This window comes from Collinsella sp. OM08-14AT, assembly GCF_003438115.1.
GTDB lineage: Bacteria > Actinomycetota > Coriobacteriia > Coriobacteriales > Coriobacteriaceae > Collinsella.
In genome coordinates, this window is record NZ_QSTE01000010.1 from 60,428 (window position 1) to 79,322 (window position 18,895).

The following is an 18,895-nucleotide window of genomic DNA, read 5'->3' on the forward strand; positions in this document are numbered from 1 at the left end:
CCGGCTGCGGCGGCCTGGGGCTCTTTATGCCCATTGAGGGGGAGTTTCAACGCGCGGGTTGCGCGATTTGCGGCAAACGAAGGCGCTTTTCTCCATAAACGGTCCATATGGAGAGAAAAACACAACTCGATCGGGGGCATTTCCGCGGTTCGCCCATGGGATAGGTAGGCTTTCGGTCGGATCCGGAGCCATGGGTGCGGGAGGTTTCCACGCCCTAAAAATGAAAAAGCCCCCTGAACAGGGGGTTTGAAAATAGGAGGGAGCGATAATTGCAGCCATCAAACAGCAGGATCTTCGGGCGACTTGCGGTTTCTTTTCTAGCCATTTCGTTCCAACCCTGTATCAAATCCTCAAACCAATACCGACATTTGCGCTGCTAGAAGCATAAATCGTCCTTCCAGACGGAGATAGGTCGGATTACCCTGTCTCCATCGAAAGAACCGCCTCCGGAGCCATCTCGAGCCATGCGGGAGGCATGTTTCCACATCACCAGAAAGGAGGCCGGACGTTGCCGGAAGCGAGGATCAGGTCGGTCAGGGAGCTCAGATGCGGCGTGTGGGAGGTTGACATCATCGACGCGTCGCGCAAGCGGCTCCGCAGGAGGTTCCGGGCGGAAAGCGCGGACGGCGCGCGCGCCGCCGCGCTCGCAGCCCTGCCGGGGCCGAAGGCGTGCACCCTCGCCGAGGCCCTGGACCACTACTTCGAGATCTTGGCGGCCAAAGGGACCGCCAAGAAGACTATCGCCCACTACCGCAAGGAGTGCAGGGCCCTCGAGGCGGTCGCGGGATGCTGCCTCGACTCGATAAGCCCCGCCGCGGCGGCGCGGGCGCTCGAGTCGGCCGAATCCCGCGGCGTCTCGCGCGTTCGCTGCTATCGGCTCAAGACCATCTGCGCCGCCGCGGGCAGACATGCGCTCGCCGACGGGCTGTGCGCCTCCAACCCGTTCTCGGAGGTCCCGTTCGACGTGCCCCGGCCGCCCAGGAAGAAGCGCCCGATCTCCCCTTCAGGCCTCAAAGCCGCGCGAGCGCTCGGCGCATCGGGATCCGGGCATTCCGCCGCGGCCATCGGCCTCACCCTCGGATGCGGCCTCAAGCCCGGCGAGATCTGCGGGATACTCGCCGACGACCTCGATGCGGAGCGCATGACCGTCACCGTCCGCGGAATCTGGCGGGAGAGCGTCGGCGAGCCGAACTTCTTCGTCGCATATCCCGAGCCCTCCGTGATGCGGCTGCCGGCATGGCTCGGCAGCGCGCCGCGCTCCTGGGCCGCTGCGGCCGGATCCAGGCTGCTGCTCGAGAAGAACGGCCGCCGCCGCGACGTAGAGCACCTCAGAAGCGATACGAACGAGCTGTTGCGCATCGTGGGCGCCGGATGCACGCTCTACGGGCTCAGGCTCGCCCATGATGAAGGGGAGGCGTGAGGAACATGCACTACGAAAGGGTCTCCCTCGCCCGCCGCGGCGGTTCCTGGAGGATGAGCTACCGTGCGGTCTACGATGCCGAGCACAAGGGCGATCGCAAGTGGGTCACGATCGGCGCCGCGGCGAGCCGCGCGGAAGCCGAGCACCTTGCGGCCGAATACCTCTACAACCTCCCCCGCGACCCGGAAGACGAGCGGCGGGCCGCCGCCATCGAGGCGACGGAGGGCCATATGCCCACGGTCGGCGAGCTCAGGCAGGACGACATCGACCATGCGCTCTCCGTCGGCGCCATCGAGAAGTCGACCTATACCGGCTACTGCCAGCACGTCAGGCGGCTGGGCGACCTGGGGGAGATCCCCGTGGACAGGGTCACCGCCCAGGACGTGCAGCTCTACATCGACTCGCTCGTCGAGGACGGGTACTGCTCCGAGACCGTGAACCTCATGCTCTGGACGGTCAGGGAAACCCTCGAGCTCGCCAGCTTCCGAATGCTCCGGACCCCGCTCGACCTGCGCAGGATCCGCGCGCCCTGTTCGCAGGCCTCAGATGCGGCGAGATCTGCGCCCTGCGCTGGACGAACGTCGATTTCAAGCGCCGCATGGTGCGCATCACGAACGCCATCGGCGCGCTGCCCTCCTCCAACGGCTACCTCAAGGGGCCGAAGAGCCCGGCCGGCATGAGGGCGCTGCCCATCGCGGACGGGCTCATGGAGGGGCTGGAGCGCCGACGGGCGGAGCAGGAGGCCCGCTGCCGCGATGCCGGCGTCCCGTTCACGGACGAAATCTTCGTCGTCGGCGACATCGACGGCGCGTTCATGGTGCCGAAATATGCCAACCAGCTGTTCAGGACATTCGTGCGGACGTTCAACATCGGCGGCGGAAAGTGCGGCCTGCACCGCCTGCGGCACACCTTCGCCACCGAGCTCATCATGTCCGGGGTCAACCCTAAGACCGTGTCCAACTGGCTCGGGCACACGGACCCCTCCTTCACGCTTAAGATCTACGTGAGCTCCAGCCCGGAGAACCTGCGCGCGAGCGTCGATACCGTCAACGAGGTCATGGCGCTGCCGGAAGGATATGACGGGCAGGGCTCCGAGCTGCCGGCGCGCATCCGGGGCGACGAGAAGAAAGAGGAGGCGGAAGAGCCCGCGCCCGATCCCAAGGCGCCGCGGCCGGTGAAGATCATCTCATGGGAATCGCTCGCGTGCGGCTAGCCCGGGGATTCGCAGATGCACGGGCGCGTTTCCGCGCCCGTGCGTACATGCGTAAATAAGAAAATGCGCGAATGTGCGTATGCGCATGTACGCGTTTGGGTATATATGTATATATGAATCTGAACCGCGTCCGGCTTCCCGTGCGGGAAGGCCGCATTGCGCACGGCGCGGCGCGGGCGGATAATCGGCAGGTCGCGGCATCCCGCCGCGCCATCATCCAAGGAGCGACCACCATGGGCCTTTTCAAATCGAAGCGAGACATCCCCGACGAGGAGATCTACCGCCCCGGGGACAGGTACTTCGACCCCGAGCTCATCAAGTCCAGCGACCTCATGAGGCGCTGGTCGGACCTCTACAACGCACATGAGGCCTCGACCCATGTAGTCGAGGAGGGCTACACCGCGGAGATCGCCGTAGTCGGCACGCTCTACGACACCTTCTACATGACGGGCGACATCGACGTGCCCGGTGCCGTCGAGATGTGCTTCACGCCCGAGCAGATCCGCGAGCACCCCGAATACGTCACGTACAACGCGTTCATCCCGCCCCACCAGCTCGGCTACACCATGGACGAGGTCGACACGTCGCGCACGCATTGCAGCGTCGTGAACTACGTGGCCGTGCCCGAGGGATATTCCGTCGCGCTCGGGCAGGACGGCCGGCTCCACCTCTACGACCCGCAGGACAACGTGTGCTGCGTCACGATGCCGAAGATGTTCCAGCCCTGGTTCGATATCGAGTCGCCCATGGGGCATATAGGCACCCAGGCGCGCCGCCGCTACCTCGTCAGCACCCGCAGCCCGTTCGAGGACGTCGGGCATGCCGCCCACCGCTTCGCCGAGCACGACGACCCCGAGACCGGGGAGCATTGGATCGACACCGACGCCCATGCCATGAGGGCGCCGTCCATCGCCGAGGACGAGCCTGTGCAGGCGGAGGCGCCGTCGTGCGCCCGCGCGCTCCCGCGCAAGGGCTGATTCGCGCAGATGCCCAGATTCCTAACTGCGCAGATGCGCAGCTATAGATATATGCGCATGCGCATATATGCCGGTGTGCTGATGTGCGCACGCGCACGGCTCAGAAGTCCTCGGCCATCGCCCTCGCGACGTCGAGCAGGGTCCTCTGCTTGGCCGGGTTCATCATGTCGTAGTAGGTCCGCATCTTGCGCCAGCGCAGGGCCGACTCGTCCTTCTTCCTGCCGCCCGCCCTCGGGTCGCCGATCTCGGTGAAGGCCGTGACCATGTTCACGCCGTACTCGTTGAGCAGCGCTCGCAGGTCCCCCGGCGACACCCACAGGGTCCCGGCCTCGTACTTGTACACCGTCGTGGCCTTCTTGCCGATGACGGCGCCCGCCTCATCGCCCTTCAGCCCCGCATCGTAGCGGTAGCGCTTGAGCTGCGCCGCCAGCTCGGACTTCTCCGGAATCCTCGACCTCATCGAACGCATCACTTCCTTCCATGTCGAAACGCACGGGGCATTTCTACCCCGTGCTGGCAAGTATCGCACCGCGCGCCATCCACCCGTTCCTATACTGTTCCCGTCGGGGGTCGATACGGCCCCGATACTTTCGGTATCGGAATATGGAACGGAAGGCTTCCGACATGAACAGACAAGACGGCATACACCTGGACGCCCTCGCGGCAGCCCTCGGGGAGACCGGCGACACGGCTCTCGATATCGTCCGCGGCACGGGGATTCCGCTGCCCAAGATCCTGAGGCTGCTCGGGCTCTCCACGGCGTCGCGCGCCGCGCCCGCGCTCGACGGGCTCGAGATCGTCCAGCTCTGCCTCTACGCGGAGCTCCCGCTGTCCGCCGTCATGGATGCCGAGGAGGGGCAATGAGCTCAGTCATTGAGGACCTGGCGGCTCTGCCGAGATTCCTGACCGTCAAGGAGACGTGCGCCTTCCTGGGCGTCAGCGCGTCGACCGTCAAGAGGTTCGTCAAGTCGGGGGACCTCAGGCAATGGACCCCCGAGCGGGGGCACCGCAAGATAACGCGCGACTCCGTCGCCAGGCTCGTCGGGGTCGACCCCGCCGTCATCCCGAACCGGCGGAAATCGACTGAATAGGAACGCCCGCAAACGGTTATAATGCCACCGTCGATGGTCCGGCCTGCCGACTGCATCGACCTCACCACCTGACCTTCCGCCGACCCCGGCCACGCCACCTGACCCCAGCAGGCCCATATCCATACCTGCTCTACAGAAGGGGTCAGAAGAAATGGCAGCAGAAGACGAGGCGGTACAGCTCGCGTTCAGGACCGGCACGGCAGCCGTGCAATCAGCCTCAGAAATCATCAAGTACCTGCTCGAGGGCCTGGCTCAGGCGCGGCGAGCCCGCGCGGCCGGCAACAGGAACGACCGCATACCGGCGAGATTCGCCCGCGCCCTCACGCACGGGGCCGCGAACGCGATCGACGGCCACGGCGAGAAGGGCATCGTCTCCGCCGAGACCGTGCGCGCCCAGAACCCGGACCAGTACCGCGAGGCCATGGTCTTCCCCGGGGCGGTCGCCGACAATCGCGAGGACATCCAGAAGCTCAAGCGCGAACTCATGAACCACGGAGTGAAGTTCTCCGTATTCGACACCGTCAACCCCATGGACGGAAGTCCCGCGGTCTCCATCGGCATCCAGGGCCGGGACATGGACATCATGACCCAGGCGCTCGTCAACATCGGCGTCGAGTCCTTCGGCATGGACCGCAAGGAGCTCGAGGAGTGCGCGCGCGGCATCGAGCGCGACGACCAGAACCGCTATCCCCGCGCCTTCAAGCGCAACGGCATCAACTGGGAGTTCGAGCGCACCGGCGACGGCCGCAACAGCTGGGTCGGGTCGGCCGGCGGCCACTCCCGAGAGCAGTATCGCGTGACCCTCGACCCGGACAACGAGAACAAGGCCTCCTTCGAATGCACCCGCAACGGCCGCCCCGTCGCCAGCGCCGAAGTCGATGCCACCCAGGGACCCGAGCTCTGGAAGACCGGCTCGGACGGCAGCAAGGAGTTCTACAACGAGATGAAGGCCGAGGGGGCCGCGTTCGCGGCCGCGCCCGGCATGGTGCTCGAGGCCGCCATCGACCGCGGCTGCTTCATCTCCGAGAACAAGAAGAAGATCGACCCGAAGCAGGCCGCGGCCGCCGAGAAAAACGCCGCGCTGCTCAGCGAGGCCTTGGGAAACTCCCGGGCCGCCTCGCCTGAGTCCCCTGTCGGACAGACGAAGGCGGCCAAGAAGATCGCCGAGAGCAAGATGCAGCCCTCCATGCCTGCGCGCAACGAGGGGATGCACCGATGATCGACCTTGAGACCCTGGCCGCCTCCTGCGCGACGATGGCCGACGAGATCGTCGCACGCGGCAGCTCCGACACGTTCAGATACGACGCCGACGGCGTCCTCGAGTTCGGCGACAACCCTGAATACTATTCGCCGCTCTCGTCGGCCGTCACCCGCAGCGCGTTCCCCGAGACGGCCCGCGAGTACGGCTACACGAGGGAATACCTCGAGCAGGCTGAGCGCCGCCTGCTCGCCTGCGTCATCGGGTACTGCGCGCTCGACGGCGAGCTCGCGTCCATCCGCGACGGCGGCGAGGACCGCGACGGCTTCCGCGTCAACCCGCTCGACGTCCATGAGGTCCTGCTGTGCGCCCGCACCGCCCCGTCCGACCCGCGCGGATGCGCGGCGCTCGCGGGCGCCATCAAGGGCAACAGGTACGTGGACGGCGAGGAAAGCTACCTCGACCGCGCGATGGCCCACATGGACTACAACTACGCCAAGCTCGCGGGATCGCGCTGGTCCTACCCCATCGCCGAGCTCGACGGGTTCCTCGCCATGTTCCCGCCCGCCCGCTCCGAGCAGGGGCCCATCGCGGACCGCGTGCTCGACAGCGCCTCGATGCGACTCAAGACGTTCTTCGCCCTGTCGATGCCCATGGCCGACGCCGCGACCGGGTTGCCCGGCGACGAGGCCGAGGGCGGCAAGCACTACCACCGCGCCGCGGCGCCCGACGATGGCGGCCGCGCCGCGGAAGAGGAGTAGGCCAATGCGCACTCTCAGGGGATTCCTTTATCTTATCCTCGGCGGCACGCTGTGCGGCTGGATGTTCAACCGCATCGCCGCCTGGTTCATCGACAACCCGCTCACCGTCGGCTCCAACCACACCGTCGCCGAGTGGGCCGTGATCTTGCAAGACCCGTTCTACCTCGACTCCCGCACGATGCCGTTCTTCTTCCTGGCCTTCGGCGCCATCGCGCTGGTGGCCATGACCAAATACGACTGGACCGGCGAGCGCGAGGAGCAGAAGAAGCTGCGCGGCGAGGAGTACGGCAACCAGCGCTGGGCGCGCGACGACGAGATGCAGCAGTTCGCGCACACCTCGACCGTGAAGCGCGTTCCCATCCGCATCCCGCAGCGCACCCGCGACGCGCTGCGCTTCGCCCGCAACAACCCGAAGGACTTCATCAAGGCCAGGCTCGGCATGACGAACAAGGTGGCAAACCCCAAGCCCGACTACGTCGAGAAGATCGAGGACGACAACATCATCCTGTCCGAGCGCGCCGAGCTCCAGATGTCCAAGATCCCGGACCCGGCGCTCGAGCGCAACAAGCACGTCTACGTGCTCGGAGGCTCCGGATCGGGCAAGACCTTCAACTTCGTCGGCCCCAACCTGCTCCAGCTCAACAGCTCGATCGTGACGACCGACCCCAAGGGCGACACGCTCAAGCAGTACGGCAACTTCTTCCTGCGCCACGGCTACAAGCTCAAGGTCGTCAACACCAAGCCCGACCAGATCAACCAATCGATGCACTACAACCCGCTGCTCTACCTCCAGGACTCCACCTCGATCATGCAGATCGTCAACCTGCTGGTGGAGAACACGTCGGGCAACGCCGAGGCCGAGAAGGAGGACTTCTTCGTCAAGGCCGAGAGGCAGCTTTACATGGCGCTCATGGGATACCTCTTCTACTTCTACGCCGACCAGCCGCAGTACCAGACGTTCCCGCAGATGCTCGACCTGCTCCAGCTCGCCGGCAAGGACAACCCCAGCCAGACCAAGACGCCGCTTGACATCATCATGCTCGGCACGACCGCCGAGGACGGCTTCCAGGGCTTCGAGGAGTGGATCGTCGCCAACCACGGCGGCGACGAGGCCGCCGCGCAGGCCTCCGAGGAGTACTTCGTCATCAAGCAGTACAAGGGCTTCAAGTCCACCTCCGGCTCGCCGGAGACCGAGGCCTCGGTCATCGCGTCGTGCAACGTCCGCCTGGCGCCGTTCGCCGTCTCGGCGGTCCGCGAGTTCTTCAGCGAGGACGAGCTGGAGCTGGAGATGATCGGCCAGGAGCCCACGGCGTTCTTCCTGGTCATGTCCGATACCGACAAGACGTTCAACTTCATCCTGGCGATGCTGCTCTACCAGCTGTTCGACGTCAACACGGCCATCGCCGACAAGAACCCCGGCTCGCACTGCAAGATCCCCGTGAACTGCATCCTCGACGAGCTCGCCAACATCGGCCGCATCCCCGACCTCGACGTCAAGATCGCGACCCTGCGCTCGCGCTGGATCTACATCACGGCCATCCTGCAATCGGTCACGCAGCTCAAGAAGATGTACAAGGACAACGCCGACATCATCGAGGGCAACTGCGACACGACGCTGTTCCTCGGGCGCTGCGACCTGGAGACCAACAAGAAGATCTCCGAGCGCCTGGGCAAGTTCACCGCCACGGTCCGCAACCGCAGCGAGTCGCACGGCCGCCAGGGCAGCTGGTCTGAGAGCGAGAACAAGATCGGCAAGGAGCTCATGGCCGCGGCCGACCTCGGCAACAACCCCGAGAAGTTCAGCGGCGACGACTGCATCGTGTTCATCAAGAACGCCTTCCCGTTCCTCGACAAGAAGTACAGGACGATCGACCACCCGCGCTACCACGAGCTGCGCGAGGTCGGCGAGTTCAACCTGGACGACTGGAACTGGGACCGCAAGTGCGAGCGCGAGCGCGCGCACCGCGCCGAGGTCGAGGAGATGCGCTGGCGCATCGAGGAGGCTCGCGCGTTCTTCGACCCCGAGTTCTTCATGTAGGAGACCCCCGGCGGGGGAGACCCCGGCGGTCGACATATCTCACCCGCCGCGGCGGGTCAACAGGGCGCCAACGCCATACGGGCGGCGCCGCGACAACAGAAGGGAAAACCCCAACATGGCTTTCTTCAACCAGCTCCTGAACTACCTCTGGCAGATCCTCACCTTCGTCGGCGGAATCACCGCCGCCGTGGGCGTCTTCCGCTGGGTCTCCGGCGGCAAGGCCCACGACGCGCAGGCCCAGGAGGGCGCGGTCTGGGTCATCGCCCTCGGCGGCGCAATGGCCGCAATCGGCCTGGTCGGAGGCAGCTACCTCACCTTCCCCACGATGTAGGGACGACGGAGGGAACTCCATATGACTGCCCTAACGGGAAATTTCAGGCGCGCGGCGGGGCCCTCTGCCCCCCTGCGCGCCGCGCTCGCGGCCGTGCTGGCGCTCGCGCTCGTCGCGTCGGCCCTGGCCGCGCTGGCCTGCCCATCGCCGGCCCTGGCCGTGGAGACCTCCAAGGAGAGCTTCGAGGCGAAATACAAGGACGACTACCACCAGGCGATCAAGGACCGCAAGAAAGACCCCAGCATCACCACGAACACCATGTGGACCGATGACGACCTCATGATGGGCGCCTGCGGGGAGTATCCGGGCTTCGATGTCGTAAACGCAGGGCCCTGGGTCTCCTATTTCGTCTACAGCACCGCCGAGGGCATCGCGAGCTTCTGCGTCGACTGCGGCGAGGCGATGCTGCAATGCATCTCGTCGTCGTGGCTGCTCAAGCTCGACTTCACCGGCGAGGGGTCCGATTTCGCCAAGATGTACTCGGCGGCCGCGGACGTCTCGGTCAAGGTGATCCAGCCGATATGCGTGGGCTTTCTGGGCCTCGCGTGCGTGTGGGCCCTGCTCGAGTTCTCCAAGGAGGTCTCGACCAACCGCGGCGACCACTTCTCGATGGCCGGCAACTACGTCTGGATCATCGTCAAGTTCTCGCTGGTCATGGTCCTCATCAGCCATACCGTGCAGCTGTGCGGCGGCGTGTACGAGGTCTTCCTGTGGGTCGCCAACAAGGTCTCCGACACGCTTGCTGCCGGACAGATCAGCGGCGTGGGCTTCAACTCCTTCATGCTCTCCATGATGGAGATCAGGTACAGCCAGTTCGCGTGGTCGATCGGCTACGCGCTCGTGTCGCTGGTCATCCTCGTCTCGACCGGCCTGTGCCTGATTAAGGTCCTCACGCTCACCATCACCCGCATGTTCGAGATCTACCTGATGACGGCCTTCGCCGGCTTCCCGCTCGTGATGCTCACGACGCGCGAGACAAGGCCGTCCGGCATCGGGTACTTCAAGAAGTTCGCCGGCGTGTGCCTCCAGGCGGCGATCCTCATAACGATCATCGCCTTCGCCGGGATCTGCTTCTCGGCGGCCGGGTCGCTTTTGGCGACCAAGCCGAACCCCGGCATCGACGACGCGGTCTGGACCATCATCTCGCTGCTCGCGTCCATGGCCGGGTGCTTCGGCTTCTCGGCGCTGTGCGGGCAGTCCAAGCATATAGCGGACACGATCATGGGGGCGATGGGCTGATGGTAGAGATCATCCTGCGCAAGGACATCCAGGACTACGAGGCGAGGCCGCTGTTCGGCTTCACGTACCGCCAGGTCGCAACCGGCGCCGCCATCGCGATCACCGCCGCCGGCATGGGCCTCGGCATCTCGTCTTTCACCGAGATCAACACGATGTGGCTGATGCTGATCATGACCGTGTGCGGCGCAATCGGGCTCGTCGGCCTCGGGCGCATCCACGACCTCAAGTTCGAGCAGTGGTTCGCCATCTGGAAGGCCGACCGCGACTGGCCGACGGTCGCCCTGTTCGCCGCCCCGACGCTCTCGCCCCACGGCGACCGCGCCGACGCCAAGGCGAAAGGCGGCAAGAAGCCCAAGAAGGAGACCAGAGCGGAGAAGGCGGCGGCGATGGAGGCCGACGCCGAGGCCGAGGCATAGAGATAACGGAGAAATTAACATGATCTGCCCCAACTGCAACTGCGAGCTCGTGGACGGCACCGCGGTGTGCCCCTACTGCGGCACGCCCCTGGCGGCCGCCTCGCCGTCCGCCGACGCCACCGCGACCATGCCCGCCATCCAGCACCCGGCCGCCGCGCCCGCACCCGCATACCGCGCCGAGGACGTCTCCGTGCCCGCGCCCGCGCCTGCGCCCGAGGCCCCGCAGCCCGCCGCACGCGATAACTGCGCGCAGGCCACCGCATACGGCCGCTTGGAGACCGCCGCGGCCCCGGCCCCGCGCGACCCCTACGAGGACTACTACCGCGAGACCCCTTCGGCGCCTTCATATCGAGAGCCCGCGCCCCGGCCGGACCGCGACCCCTACGATGACTACCACCGCTCCACCCCGAGCCGCGGCGGGCAGGAACCTGCCGCCCGCGACCCGTATGGGGACTACGCCGTATCCGGCGGACGCGGCACCTACGGGGAACATGCCCCGGTCGCCGCAGCCCGCGACCCGTACGAGGACTACTACCGCCAGTCCCCGGCATCCCCGAGCGCGCCGGCGTACCGCGAACCCGCACCCCAGCCGGAGCGCGACCCATACGATGACTGCCGCGACGCGCCCCGCGCAGAGGATACGGACGGGCACGGGCGCCATGGACGGCGCGAGGAGAGCCGCGACGACGTCCGCGCCGAGGGCCGCGACGCACGCCGCCAGCAGAAGCTCAACGCAAAGGCCGCGAAGGCCCGCAAGCGCCGCGAGCGCGCCGCGGAGAAAGCCGGAAAGAAGAAGGGCATGAAGCGCCTTCTGCCGACCGAGGACTACCCCGGCACGCTCGTGCTGCGCGCCGACAAGTGCACGCAGGACGCGCTCGGCTACGAGCTTCTGTGCGAGGACGGCACCATCAAGCTCCAGCAGGGCGTCTACAGCCGCGTCGTCGAGTTCCAGGACGCCAGCTTCCAGGCGGCCCGCGAGTCCGAGCAGCGCGAGATCTACGAGAACTGGTCGGAACTGCTCAACACGTTCGACAACACCGTGCACCTCCAGGTCAAGATCCTGTGCCGCGTCATCGACCGCGACGCCTTCCGCGAGGACGCCTTCCTGCCGCCCGTCGAGGGCGACTACGCCGGCAACCGCTTCCGCCGCGACATCAACCAGATCATCGAGAGCAAGGTCGCCGAGACGCAGCAGAACGTCGAGAGGCGCCGACTGTTCATCGTGACCGTGGAGGCGCCGACCCGCGAGCAGGCGTCCCCGCTGCTCGCCCGCGCGACCGAGCAGGTCATGCGCTCGCTCAAGAACATGGGGATCTCCTCGGAGGAGGTCCGCGGAAACGAGCTGCTGCGCATCATCGACTCGATCACCAACCCGCGCGACTCGCGCGGCTTCGTCTCGTTCGACGACCTGAAGGTCACCGACGAACATGGGGTGAGCGCCATCCAGCTCGGCTACACCACCAAGGACCTCGTCGCGCCCGCCGACCTCACCAAGATCGACGACACCCATATCTCGTGGAACGGACTCGTCGGCCAGGCGCTCTACCTCCAGAAGTGGGCGGGGTCGGTCCGCTCCGACATGGTCTCCAGCCTGGCGGAGCTGCCCATCAACCAGGTGATCACGCTCGACATGACGAGCTGGGAGCAGTCGCGCGCCATCGAGACCGTCGAGTCGATGAACACCGACCTGAAGGTGCAGAAGTCCGACTACGTGCTCAAGCACTCCCAGACCATGTACATCACCGACGAGATGCTGCCGACCAACCTCCAGGACGCCATGGAGAATGCCCGCGACCTGCGCGACGACCTCGTGAGCCGCGACCAGAAGATGTGGTCGCTCACCTGCACCACGATGACATGGGCGGACTCGCTCGAGGACTGCGACGAGAACTCCGGGGCCATCCAGGACGTGTTCCGCCGCTTCACCTGCCGCGCCGTTCCGCTCGTGAAGCTCCAGCGCCAGGGTTTCGCCGCGATGCTGCCCACGGGCCGCTGCGACATCCCTTACGTGCGAAACCTCACGACCGCGCCGCTCGCGGCGCTCGTGCCGTTCACGTCGGTCGAGCTCATGGAGCGCGGCGGCATGTGGATGGGCCAGAACCAGACGTCCAAGAACTTCATCTTCTACAACCGCCGCGACGCCGTCGCGCCCAACGGCTTCATCCTGGGCAAGCCCGGCCGCGGCAAGTCGGTGACGGCCAAGAACACGATCCTGTGGACGCTTCTCACCGACCCCACCGCGGAGGTCATCGTGCTCGACCCCGAGCGCGAGTACATCAACGTCGCGCACGAGATGGACGGCGAGGTCGTCCAGATCTCCGGAGACTCGCACACTTACATCAACCCGTTCGACCTCGAGCTCGTGGAGGGCGAACAGCCTCTCGCCATGAAGGTCGACGCGATCATGTCGATGGTCGAGATGATGGCCAAGAACCTCTCGCCGATGCAGAAGACCCTCGTGGACCGCTGCGTCTCGCGCATCTACGACCGCTACTTCGCCACCCACGACCAGCGCGACATCCCCACGCTGATCGACTTCTACAACATGCTCAACCAGCAACCCGAGCCCGAGGGACGCATGCTCGCCGTCACCATCGAGCGCTACGTCACCGGCCAGGCCTCGCTGTTCAACCACCCGACCAACGTGAACACGCACAAGCGCTTCGTCGTCTACGACATCCGCGACTGCGCCGACAACATGAAGGGCCTGGCGCTGCTGATCCTGCTCGACCAGACGTGGAACCGCATCGTGCGCAACCGCGAGCGCCACGTCCGCACGTGGGTGTTCATCGACGAGATGCAGCTGCTCTTCGAGAACGACTACGCCATCTCGTACTTCGACCAGCTCTGGACCCGTTCGCGCAAGTACGGCGCGATCCCGACCGGCATCACGCAGAACATCGAGCGCATCATCAACAACGAGAAGAGCCGCCTGATGCTGGCGAACTCCGACTTCCTGGTGCTGCTCGGCCAGTCGGCGTCGGACGCCGCGGCGCTGGGCGAGGTCATCAAGCTCTCCGAGCGCCAGGTCGCGATGATGCGCAACGCCGGGCCCGGCGAGGGCCTGCTGGTCGCCGGCGGCAAGATCATCCCGTTCGAGAACCGCATCCCGACGGACTCGGCCATCTACCGCATGGTCACCACCAAGCTCGACGACCTGATCCAGTACTCCAACGAGGACGGGCGCGCCGATGCCGCCCGCCGCGGGTAGCGTGACCCGAGATGGCAGACGAGAAGCCCACCGTCACCGACAAGGCGAGCCCGCTCGAGATGGAGAAGGTCAAGCATTCCTCCCTCGAGTACGCCGTGCAGCACGACGGCCCCGCATACAAGCAGAAGGCCGTCGCGCCCTATAAGGAATCGGCCCTCCCCGAGCTCACGCGCGAGGAGGCCGCCAGGTCCGTGTTCAAGGACCGCGTCAGCGAGTCCGTCGGAAACGCGCTCGGAGCGGCCAAAGGCGCCGCCGAGGGGGCGGCCAAGGGCGCGGCCACAGGGGTCGCCGAGGGGGCGGCCAAGGGCGCGGCCACAGGGGTCGCGAAGGGAGCCCTGCACAGCCCCCGCGCGGCGCTGGAGGTGAGCGCGGCCATCGGCCTTTCCGACGGCAACGCCCAGATCGCCGACGATGGGGCGCGCGCCGCCGACACCGTCGCCAACGCGGCGATGACCCAGGCCGACCCGCGCAACCTGTACCGCGAGGGAAAGGCCGTCGTCGACAGGTTGCCGGCGGGACGGGCCCGCAGGCGCATGGCGAAATGGGACGCGAAGTCGAAGAAGGCCCTCGCCAAGCAGGACAAGGTGCTCAACCAGCTGGAGCACAGAAGGAAGCGCGCCGACACCATGCGACGCGCCGGCATGTCGGACAAGTCCCTGCTCGGGCGCTGGATCAACCTCAGGCAGAAGCGGCTCGAGAACAAGGCGGGGCGGCTCGGCGCCAAGGCAGGGCGGCTCGGCGGCACGAACACCTCCGGCATCCGCGGCAAGATCATGCAGCTGCGCCGCACCAAGGCGACCGTCACGAACACCGTCTTCGGCTGGCGCGGCGTGGCCGCGGCGGGCGCCGCGGTGGGCGGCACCGCGGTTATCTGCCTAGTCGGGATGTCACTGCTCAGCGCAGTCATCGGCGGCGCCGCCGCTTCGTCTTCCGGCGGCAGCGCCGAGGGCTACCTGGACCAGGCGCAGCGATACGTCGACGATGACTCCATCGGGTACTCGCAGTCCACGCGCTGCCACAACCCCAACATGGACTGCTCGTCGTTCGTCTACTACTGCCTCGTCGATTCGGGCTACTGCACGACCGAGCAGCTGGGTACGTACCCGTTCACCACCTCCACCATGGCAGAACCTCTGCTCAAGGCGGGCTTCGAGAAGGTCGAGTGGGACGGGAAGATGGACTCCCTGCAACGCGGCGACATCCTCATCAACACCGAGCAGCACACGGAGATCTATGCCGGCGACGGCAAGGACTACGGCGCGCACGAAGACCTCGACGGCGCCGACGGCGACTCGTCGGGAGACGAGGTATCGCTGGGGTCTTACTGGAACGACGCCTGGGACACGATCCTGCGTCCGACCGGAGGGGCGGGCGTCACCATCCCCGAACAGTACGGCAACGGCGGGTACTCCGTCACCTTCTACACCCCGCGCGGCTGCTACGTCAACGGCCGTGACACCGCGTGGGCGGCAGGGACGTCGCAGGCGGCGGTCCACTCCAAGTGGTCGCTCGCCGGGGCGAAGTACGACGACGATATCGCGACCTACAACGGCCGCTACCTGATCGCCTGCACGACGACGTACGGGCGCGTCGGCGACAAGGTCGACTTCACGCTGTCGGACGGCACCGTGATCAAGTGCGTCATCGCCGACGCGAAGAACCCCAACGACCAGGGATGCAACAAGTGGGGGCACTCGAACGGCCAGAACGTCATCGAGTTCGAGGTGGAGAGGTCGCGCTTCTACAGGAGCGGCAACCCCGGCAGCTCGAGCTGGAAGGCCGAATGGGGCGGCAAGCGCGTCTGCTCGTCCGTCAACAGCGGCAGCATCCTCTAGCCCATCGAATGAATGAAAGGGAAAACGAACATGAACATGACCGACAGGTTCAACCCGGCCAACGAGAACGACCCCAAGAGGAAGCTGGCCTACGGCCTGATCGCGCTGGCGTGCGTGATCGCGCTGGGCTTCGGCCTCGACGCCGCCTCGTGCTCCCGCACGGGCACCGCGGGCGACGAGGGCCGCGAGCAGGACGCCACCGAGGCGGTCGATGGCGGCAGCGCCGCCGGGGGCGACGAGCAGGATGGGAAGGAGGCGGGCGACGAGAAGAAAGTCGAGGCGTCGCCGGACCCGTCCGAGACCTCCGGCGTTCGGTTCGAGGGCTTCGACAAGCTCTCGGGCATGACCGCGACCAAGCGCGAGAGCTTCTGCGACGCCGTGGCCTCGACCATGCGCGCCAACGGCTACGGGCTCGATGAGATCACGGTCTCGATCAAGAAGAAGCCCCAGGCCACCGATAACGGCACCGTCGTGTTCATGCGCGTGAAGGGCACCGGCGACTGCTACTCGGCGCATTACGCCGACGGCACCTGGACCGTCTTCCCCCTGCTCGAGCGCGTGGACGGCGTGAACGACGACCTCGCGCAGGACCAGATCGACTCGCGCGCCGACACGGCGGCCGACGCCGACGCCACCGAGCAGAGCGCCGCGGCGCCCAAAAAGACCTTCGCCATCACCGACACCGAGCAGGCCGCCAAGTATATCGGCGACTCCTGCGCCGGCGCGCTCATGGACGCATGGCGCGCGTTCGCCGCGGAGAAGGAGGGCGGCGCCGATGCCGATTCCGCGCTGTTCTCCCGCGACCATGTGACGCACAACGACGACGGCACGGTCACGTTCACCGTCTGGATGCCCTCGAGCCAGAAGACCTACCGAGGCGTGGCCGACATGGCCGCCGGCTCGGTCTCCTTCTCCGAGTAGGGGGGAGCGGCATGCCTACACTCATCATCGCCGAGAAGCCGTCCGTCGCGCGCGGCATCGCCGACGCCGTCGGCGCCCACGAGCGCCGCGACGGCTATATCGAGGGCGGCGGCTACCTCATCAGCTGGTGCCGCGGCCACATCATCGACCTCGACTTCCCCCAGAACTACCCGCAGTGGTCCGGCCACTGGTCGATATCGCAGCTGCCCATGATCCCGGAGCGGTGGAGGTGGAGCGTCGCCGCGCCCGAGCAGTACAAGGTCCTGAAAGGGCTGCTCGACCGCGCCGACGTGGAGCTCGTCGTGAACGCCTGCGACGCCGACCGCGAGGGCGAGGGCATCTTCCGGCGCGTCTGGATCCATTCCGGCTGCAAGAAGCCCGTCCGTCGCTTCTGGTCCACCTCGCTCGTGCCAGAGCAGGTGCGGACCGACCTCGCCCACGCCAAGCCCCTCTCCGACTACGACGGCCTCGCCGACGCCGCCGAGGGCAGGGCCAAAGCGGACTGGCTCGTGGGCCTCAACGCCTCGCGCGCCCTATCGTGCCTCTACGAAGGCTCGCGCCTGTCCGCCGGCCGCGTCCAGACCCCGACGCTGGCGCTGGTCGTCGAGCGGACCCGCGTGATCCGCGACTTCAAATCGGTCCCCTTCTTCCAGGTGGAGTGCTCGGTCGGCAGGACGGCACACGTGCGCCTCACCGGCGAGAAGCTGAAGACCCGTCAGGAGGCCGAGCGCCGCGCCCATGCGGCCGTCGGGTCGCAGTGCGCGATCCTGAAGGTCGAGCGCAGGCAGGAGAAGTGCCGCGCGCCCAAGCTCTACGACCTCACCGGGCTGCAACGCGACGCATCGACGCGCGCGGGCCTCACCGCGGAGGAAACGCTGAACGCGCTGCAAACGCTGTACGAGAAGAAGCTGGCGACATATCCCAGGACCGAGAGCCGCTACATCGGCGAGTCCGACATCCCCGAGACGGCCCGCGTGCTCTCGGCCATCGCGGTGCCGGGAATCGTCGGCGAGGCCGCCGCGGCCGGGTTCGACGCGTCGCGCTCCGACGTCGCCCGCGTGGCCGACGACTCGAAGGTCCACGGCCATGGCGCGATCCTGCCCACGGCTCTGCTCGGCACCAAGGAGATGGCGGCGCTCGCGGGCGCCGAGCGCGCCGTGGCCATCCTCATCTGCTGCCGCCTCATGGCCGCCACCATGGACCCCGCGACGAAGCTCAAGGCCAAGGTCGAGGCCGAGATCTGCGGCGACGCCTACACGGCCTCGGGTAGCACCGTCACGGACGCGTCCTGGATCGCCGTGGATGAGGCGTGCCGTACCGCGCTGGCCGACGGCGGCAAGGCCCCCGACGACGAGGACGAGGCGCAGGCCATCCCCGCCGACATCGAGCAGGGCGACTCGTTCACCGTGGGCGAGGGCGACGTGCGCGTGAAGGACGGCAAGACGACCCCGCCGAAGCCCTACACCGACGCTACGCTTCTGTCGGCCATGGAGCACGCCGGGCGATCCATCGAGGACCGCGAGCTGAAGGCGGCCATCGAGGACGACTCGATGCACTCCGGCGGCCTGGGGACGCCGGCCACCCGCGCCAGCATGATCGAGAAGCTGGTCAAGGCTAAGTACATCCGCCGCCGAGGCAAGACGCTCTCGGCCACCGAGCGCGGCGAGACGCTGATCGACATCGTGTGCGACTCGCTCAAGACCCCCGAGCTCACCGCGAAGTGGGAGCTCTCCCTGTCGCACGTCGAGCGGGGAGAGGGGTCGCTGTCCGACTTCCTCTCCGGCATCGAGGGCTACACCGCCGCGGTCGTGTCCGACCTCGAGGGCGGCTTCGACCCCGCGCAGGCCGCGGCCGTGTCCGGCCGCGAGGAGCTGTGCCGGTGCCCGGCCTGCGGAGCGCCGATCGTGCTGTCGCGCAGCGGAAAGCAGTGGCAGTGCTCGTCTTCGAAGTGGGCCGGCAAGGAGGAGGGCTGGCGGCTGCTCCAGGGCTGCGGCGTGAAGCTCAACATCGTCCAGAACGGCAAGAAGCTCACCAAGTCCCAGGCCAAGGCGATCCTGTCGGGAAAGACGGTCCACCTGACCGGCCTGGCGAAGAAGGACGGCAGCGGCACGTTCGACACCGACGCGAAGCTCGGCGAGGCGCCTTACACCGGGTTCGTCGAGTTCTGCCGGGGCGAGAGGCCGGACGGCGGCACCGGCGGCGCGGGCCGCACGGGCACGCGCCGCGCTCGCGGGAAGCGATAGG

The 18,895-nt window shown here is 66.8% G+C and carries 17 protein-coding genes; 16 read left to right on the forward strand and 1 reads right to left on the reverse strand.

What is annotated here, in order from left to right:
- Positions 1-508 precede the first annotated feature (508 nt).
- The 4 genes from xerC to DXC18_RS06800 all read left to right on the forward strand — a co-directional run bounded on the left by xerC (position 509) and on the right by DXC18_RS06800 (position 3,610).
- Positions 509-1,420 carry a tyrosine recombinase XerC gene (xerC, locus tag DXC18_RS06790; RefSeq protein WP_117716746.1) on the forward strand — a complete coding sequence of 304 codons (912 nt, stop codon included), beginning with the start codon at positions 509-511 and terminating at the stop codon, positions 1,418-1,420.
- A complete protein-coding gene (locus tag DXC18_RS10715; protein WP_233509037.1) occupies positions 1,417-2,100 on the forward strand; it encodes a hypothetical protein in 684 nt (227 codons plus the stop codon). The genes xerC and DXC18_RS10715 overlap by 4 nt, the downstream gene beginning before the upstream one ends.
- A complete protein-coding gene (locus DXC18_RS10720) occupies positions 1,986-2,633 on the forward strand; it encodes a site-specific integrase (RefSeq protein WP_233509036.1) in 648 nt (215 codons plus the stop codon). The genes DXC18_RS10715 and DXC18_RS10720 overlap by 115 nt, the downstream gene beginning before the upstream one ends.
- Before the next feature lie 233 nt (positions 2,634-2,866).
- Entirely contained in the window at positions 2,867-3,610 is a 744-nt protein-coding gene (locus DXC18_RS06800; protein ID WP_114538220.1) for a hypothetical protein, read from the forward strand.
- Positions 3,611-3,710: 100 nt separating this feature from the next.
- Here DXC18_RS06800 and DXC18_RS06805 read toward each other — a convergent pair whose 3' ends face one another.
- Complete coding sequence (locus tag DXC18_RS06805; RefSeq protein ID WP_158552020.1) at positions 3,711-4,070, reverse strand: helix-turn-helix transcriptional regulator; 360 nt, start codon at positions 4,068-4,070, stop codon at positions 3,711-3,713.
- 164 nt (positions 4,071-4,234) lie between these two features.
- Here DXC18_RS06805 and DXC18_RS06810 point away from each other — a divergent pair, with 164 nt between their 5' ends.
- From DXC18_RS06810 to DXC18_RS06865, 12 genes are all read left to right on the forward strand, one after another.
- On the forward strand, positions 4,235-4,474 hold the full coding sequence (locus DXC18_RS06810; protein ID WP_117716747.1) for a hypothetical protein: 240 nt from the start codon (positions 4,235-4,237) through the stop codon (positions 4,472-4,474).
- Entirely contained in the window at positions 4,471-4,701 is a 231-nt protein-coding gene (locus tag DXC18_RS06815; protein ID WP_117716748.1) for a helix-turn-helix domain-containing protein, read from the forward strand. The genes DXC18_RS06810 and DXC18_RS06815 overlap by 4 nt, the downstream gene beginning before the upstream one ends.
- A 205-nt stretch (positions 4,702-4,906) precedes the next feature.
- Positions 4,907-5,920, forward strand: coding sequence for a hypothetical protein (locus DXC18_RS06820; protein ID WP_199412236.1), 1,014 nt, complete (start codon positions 4,907-4,909; stop codon positions 5,918-5,920).
- Positions 5,917-6,660, forward strand: a complete 744-nt coding sequence (locus DXC18_RS06825; protein ID WP_117716750.1) for a hypothetical protein — start codon at positions 5,917-5,919, stop codon at positions 6,658-6,660. The genes DXC18_RS06820 and DXC18_RS06825 overlap by 4 nt, the downstream gene beginning before the upstream one ends.
- A 4-nt stretch (positions 6,661-6,664) precedes the next feature.
- Complete coding sequence (locus tag DXC18_RS06830) at positions 6,665-8,698, forward strand: VirD4-like conjugal transfer protein, CD1115 family (RefSeq protein WP_158552023.1); 2,034 nt, start codon at positions 6,665-6,667, stop codon at positions 8,696-8,698.
- 115 nt (positions 8,699-8,813) lie between these two features.
- The gene (locus DXC18_RS06835; protein WP_015540155.1) at positions 8,814-9,029 is read left to right on the forward strand and encodes a hypothetical protein; all 216 of its coding nucleotides are present in this window, start codon (positions 8,814-8,816) and stop codon (positions 9,027-9,029) included.
- 21 nt (positions 9,030-9,050) lie between these two features.
- A complete protein-coding gene (locus DXC18_RS06840; RefSeq protein ID WP_117716752.1) occupies positions 9,051-10,268 on the forward strand; it encodes a hypothetical protein in 1,218 nt (405 codons plus the stop codon).
- Positions 10,268-10,684: a PrgI family protein gene (locus DXC18_RS06845; RefSeq protein ID WP_117716753.1), complete on the forward strand. Its 417-nt coding sequence runs from the start codon at positions 10,268-10,270 to the stop codon at positions 10,682-10,684. The genes DXC18_RS06840 and DXC18_RS06845 overlap by 1 nt, the downstream gene beginning before the upstream one ends.
- Positions 10,685-10,703: 19 nt before the next feature.
- Positions 10,704-13,895: a VirB4-like conjugal transfer ATPase, CD1110 family gene (locus DXC18_RS06850; RefSeq protein ID WP_117716754.1), complete on the forward strand. Its 3,192-nt coding sequence runs from the start codon at positions 10,704-10,706 to the stop codon at positions 13,893-13,895.
- A gap of 11 nt (positions 13,896-13,906) precedes the next feature.
- Positions 13,907-15,730 carry a peptidoglycan amidohydrolase family protein gene (locus tag DXC18_RS06855; protein WP_117716755.1) on the forward strand — a complete coding sequence of 608 codons (1,824 nt, stop codon included), beginning with the start codon at positions 13,907-13,909 and terminating at the stop codon, positions 15,728-15,730.
- 30 nt (positions 15,731-15,760) lie between these two features.
- The gene (locus DXC18_RS06860) at positions 15,761-16,651 is read left to right on the forward strand and encodes a hypothetical protein (protein WP_114526765.1); all 891 of its coding nucleotides are present in this window, start codon (positions 15,761-15,763) and stop codon (positions 16,649-16,651) included.
- Positions 16,652-16,662: 11 nt separating this feature from the next.
- Positions 16,663-18,894 carry a DNA topoisomerase gene (locus DXC18_RS06865; protein WP_117716756.1) on the forward strand — a complete coding sequence of 744 codons (2,232 nt, stop codon included), beginning with the start codon at positions 16,663-16,665 and terminating at the stop codon, positions 18,892-18,894.
- Position 18,895 lies beyond the last annotated feature (1 nt).

What these genes read in the sequence shown, in the direction of transcription:
- DXC18_RS06800 (WP_114538220.1), top strand. Translation starts at nt 2,867, where the DNA reads ATGGGCCTTTTCAAATCGAAGCGAGACATCCCCGACGAGGAGATCTAC.
- DXC18_RS06805 (WP_158552020.1), bottom strand. Translation starts at nt 4,070, where the DNA reads ATGAGGTCGAGGATTCCGGAGAAGTCCGAGCTGGCGGCGCAGCTCAAG.
- DXC18_RS06810 (WP_117716747.1), top strand. Translation starts at nt 4,235, where the DNA reads ATGAACAGACAAGACGGCATACACCTGGACGCCCTCGCGGCAGCCCTC.
- DXC18_RS06815 (WP_117716748.1), top strand. Translation starts at nt 4,471, where the DNA reads ATGAGCTCAGTCATTGAGGACCTGGCGGCTCTGCCGAGATTCCTGACC.
- DXC18_RS06825 (WP_117716750.1), top strand. Translation starts at nt 5,917, where the DNA reads ATGATCGACCTTGAGACCCTGGCCGCCTCCTGCGCGACGATGGCCGAC.
- DXC18_RS06830 (WP_158552023.1), top strand. Translation starts at nt 6,665, where the DNA reads ATGCGCACTCTCAGGGGATTCCTTTATCTTATCCTCGGCGGCACGCTG.
- DXC18_RS06835 (WP_015540155.1), top strand. Translation starts at nt 8,814, where the DNA reads ATGGCTTTCTTCAACCAGCTCCTGAACTACCTCTGGCAGATCCTCACC.
- DXC18_RS06840 (WP_117716752.1), top strand. Translation starts at nt 9,051, where the DNA reads ATGACTGCCCTAACGGGAAATTTCAGGCGCGCGGCGGGGCCCTCTGCC.
- DXC18_RS06845 (WP_117716753.1), top strand. Translation starts at nt 10,268, where the DNA reads ATGGTAGAGATCATCCTGCGCAAGGACATCCAGGACTACGAGGCGAGG.
- DXC18_RS06850 (WP_117716754.1), top strand. Translation starts at nt 10,704, where the DNA reads ATGATCTGCCCCAACTGCAACTGCGAGCTCGTGGACGGCACCGCGGTG.
- DXC18_RS06855 (WP_117716755.1), top strand. Translation starts at nt 13,907, where the DNA reads ATGGCAGACGAGAAGCCCACCGTCACCGACAAGGCGAGCCCGCTCGAG.
- DXC18_RS06860 (WP_114526765.1), top strand. Translation starts at nt 15,761, where the DNA reads ATGAACATGACCGACAGGTTCAACCCGGCCAACGAGAACGACCCCAAG.
- DXC18_RS06865 (WP_117716756.1), top strand. Translation starts at nt 16,663, where the DNA reads ATGCCTACACTCATCATCGCCGAGAAGCCGTCCGTCGCGCGCGGCATC.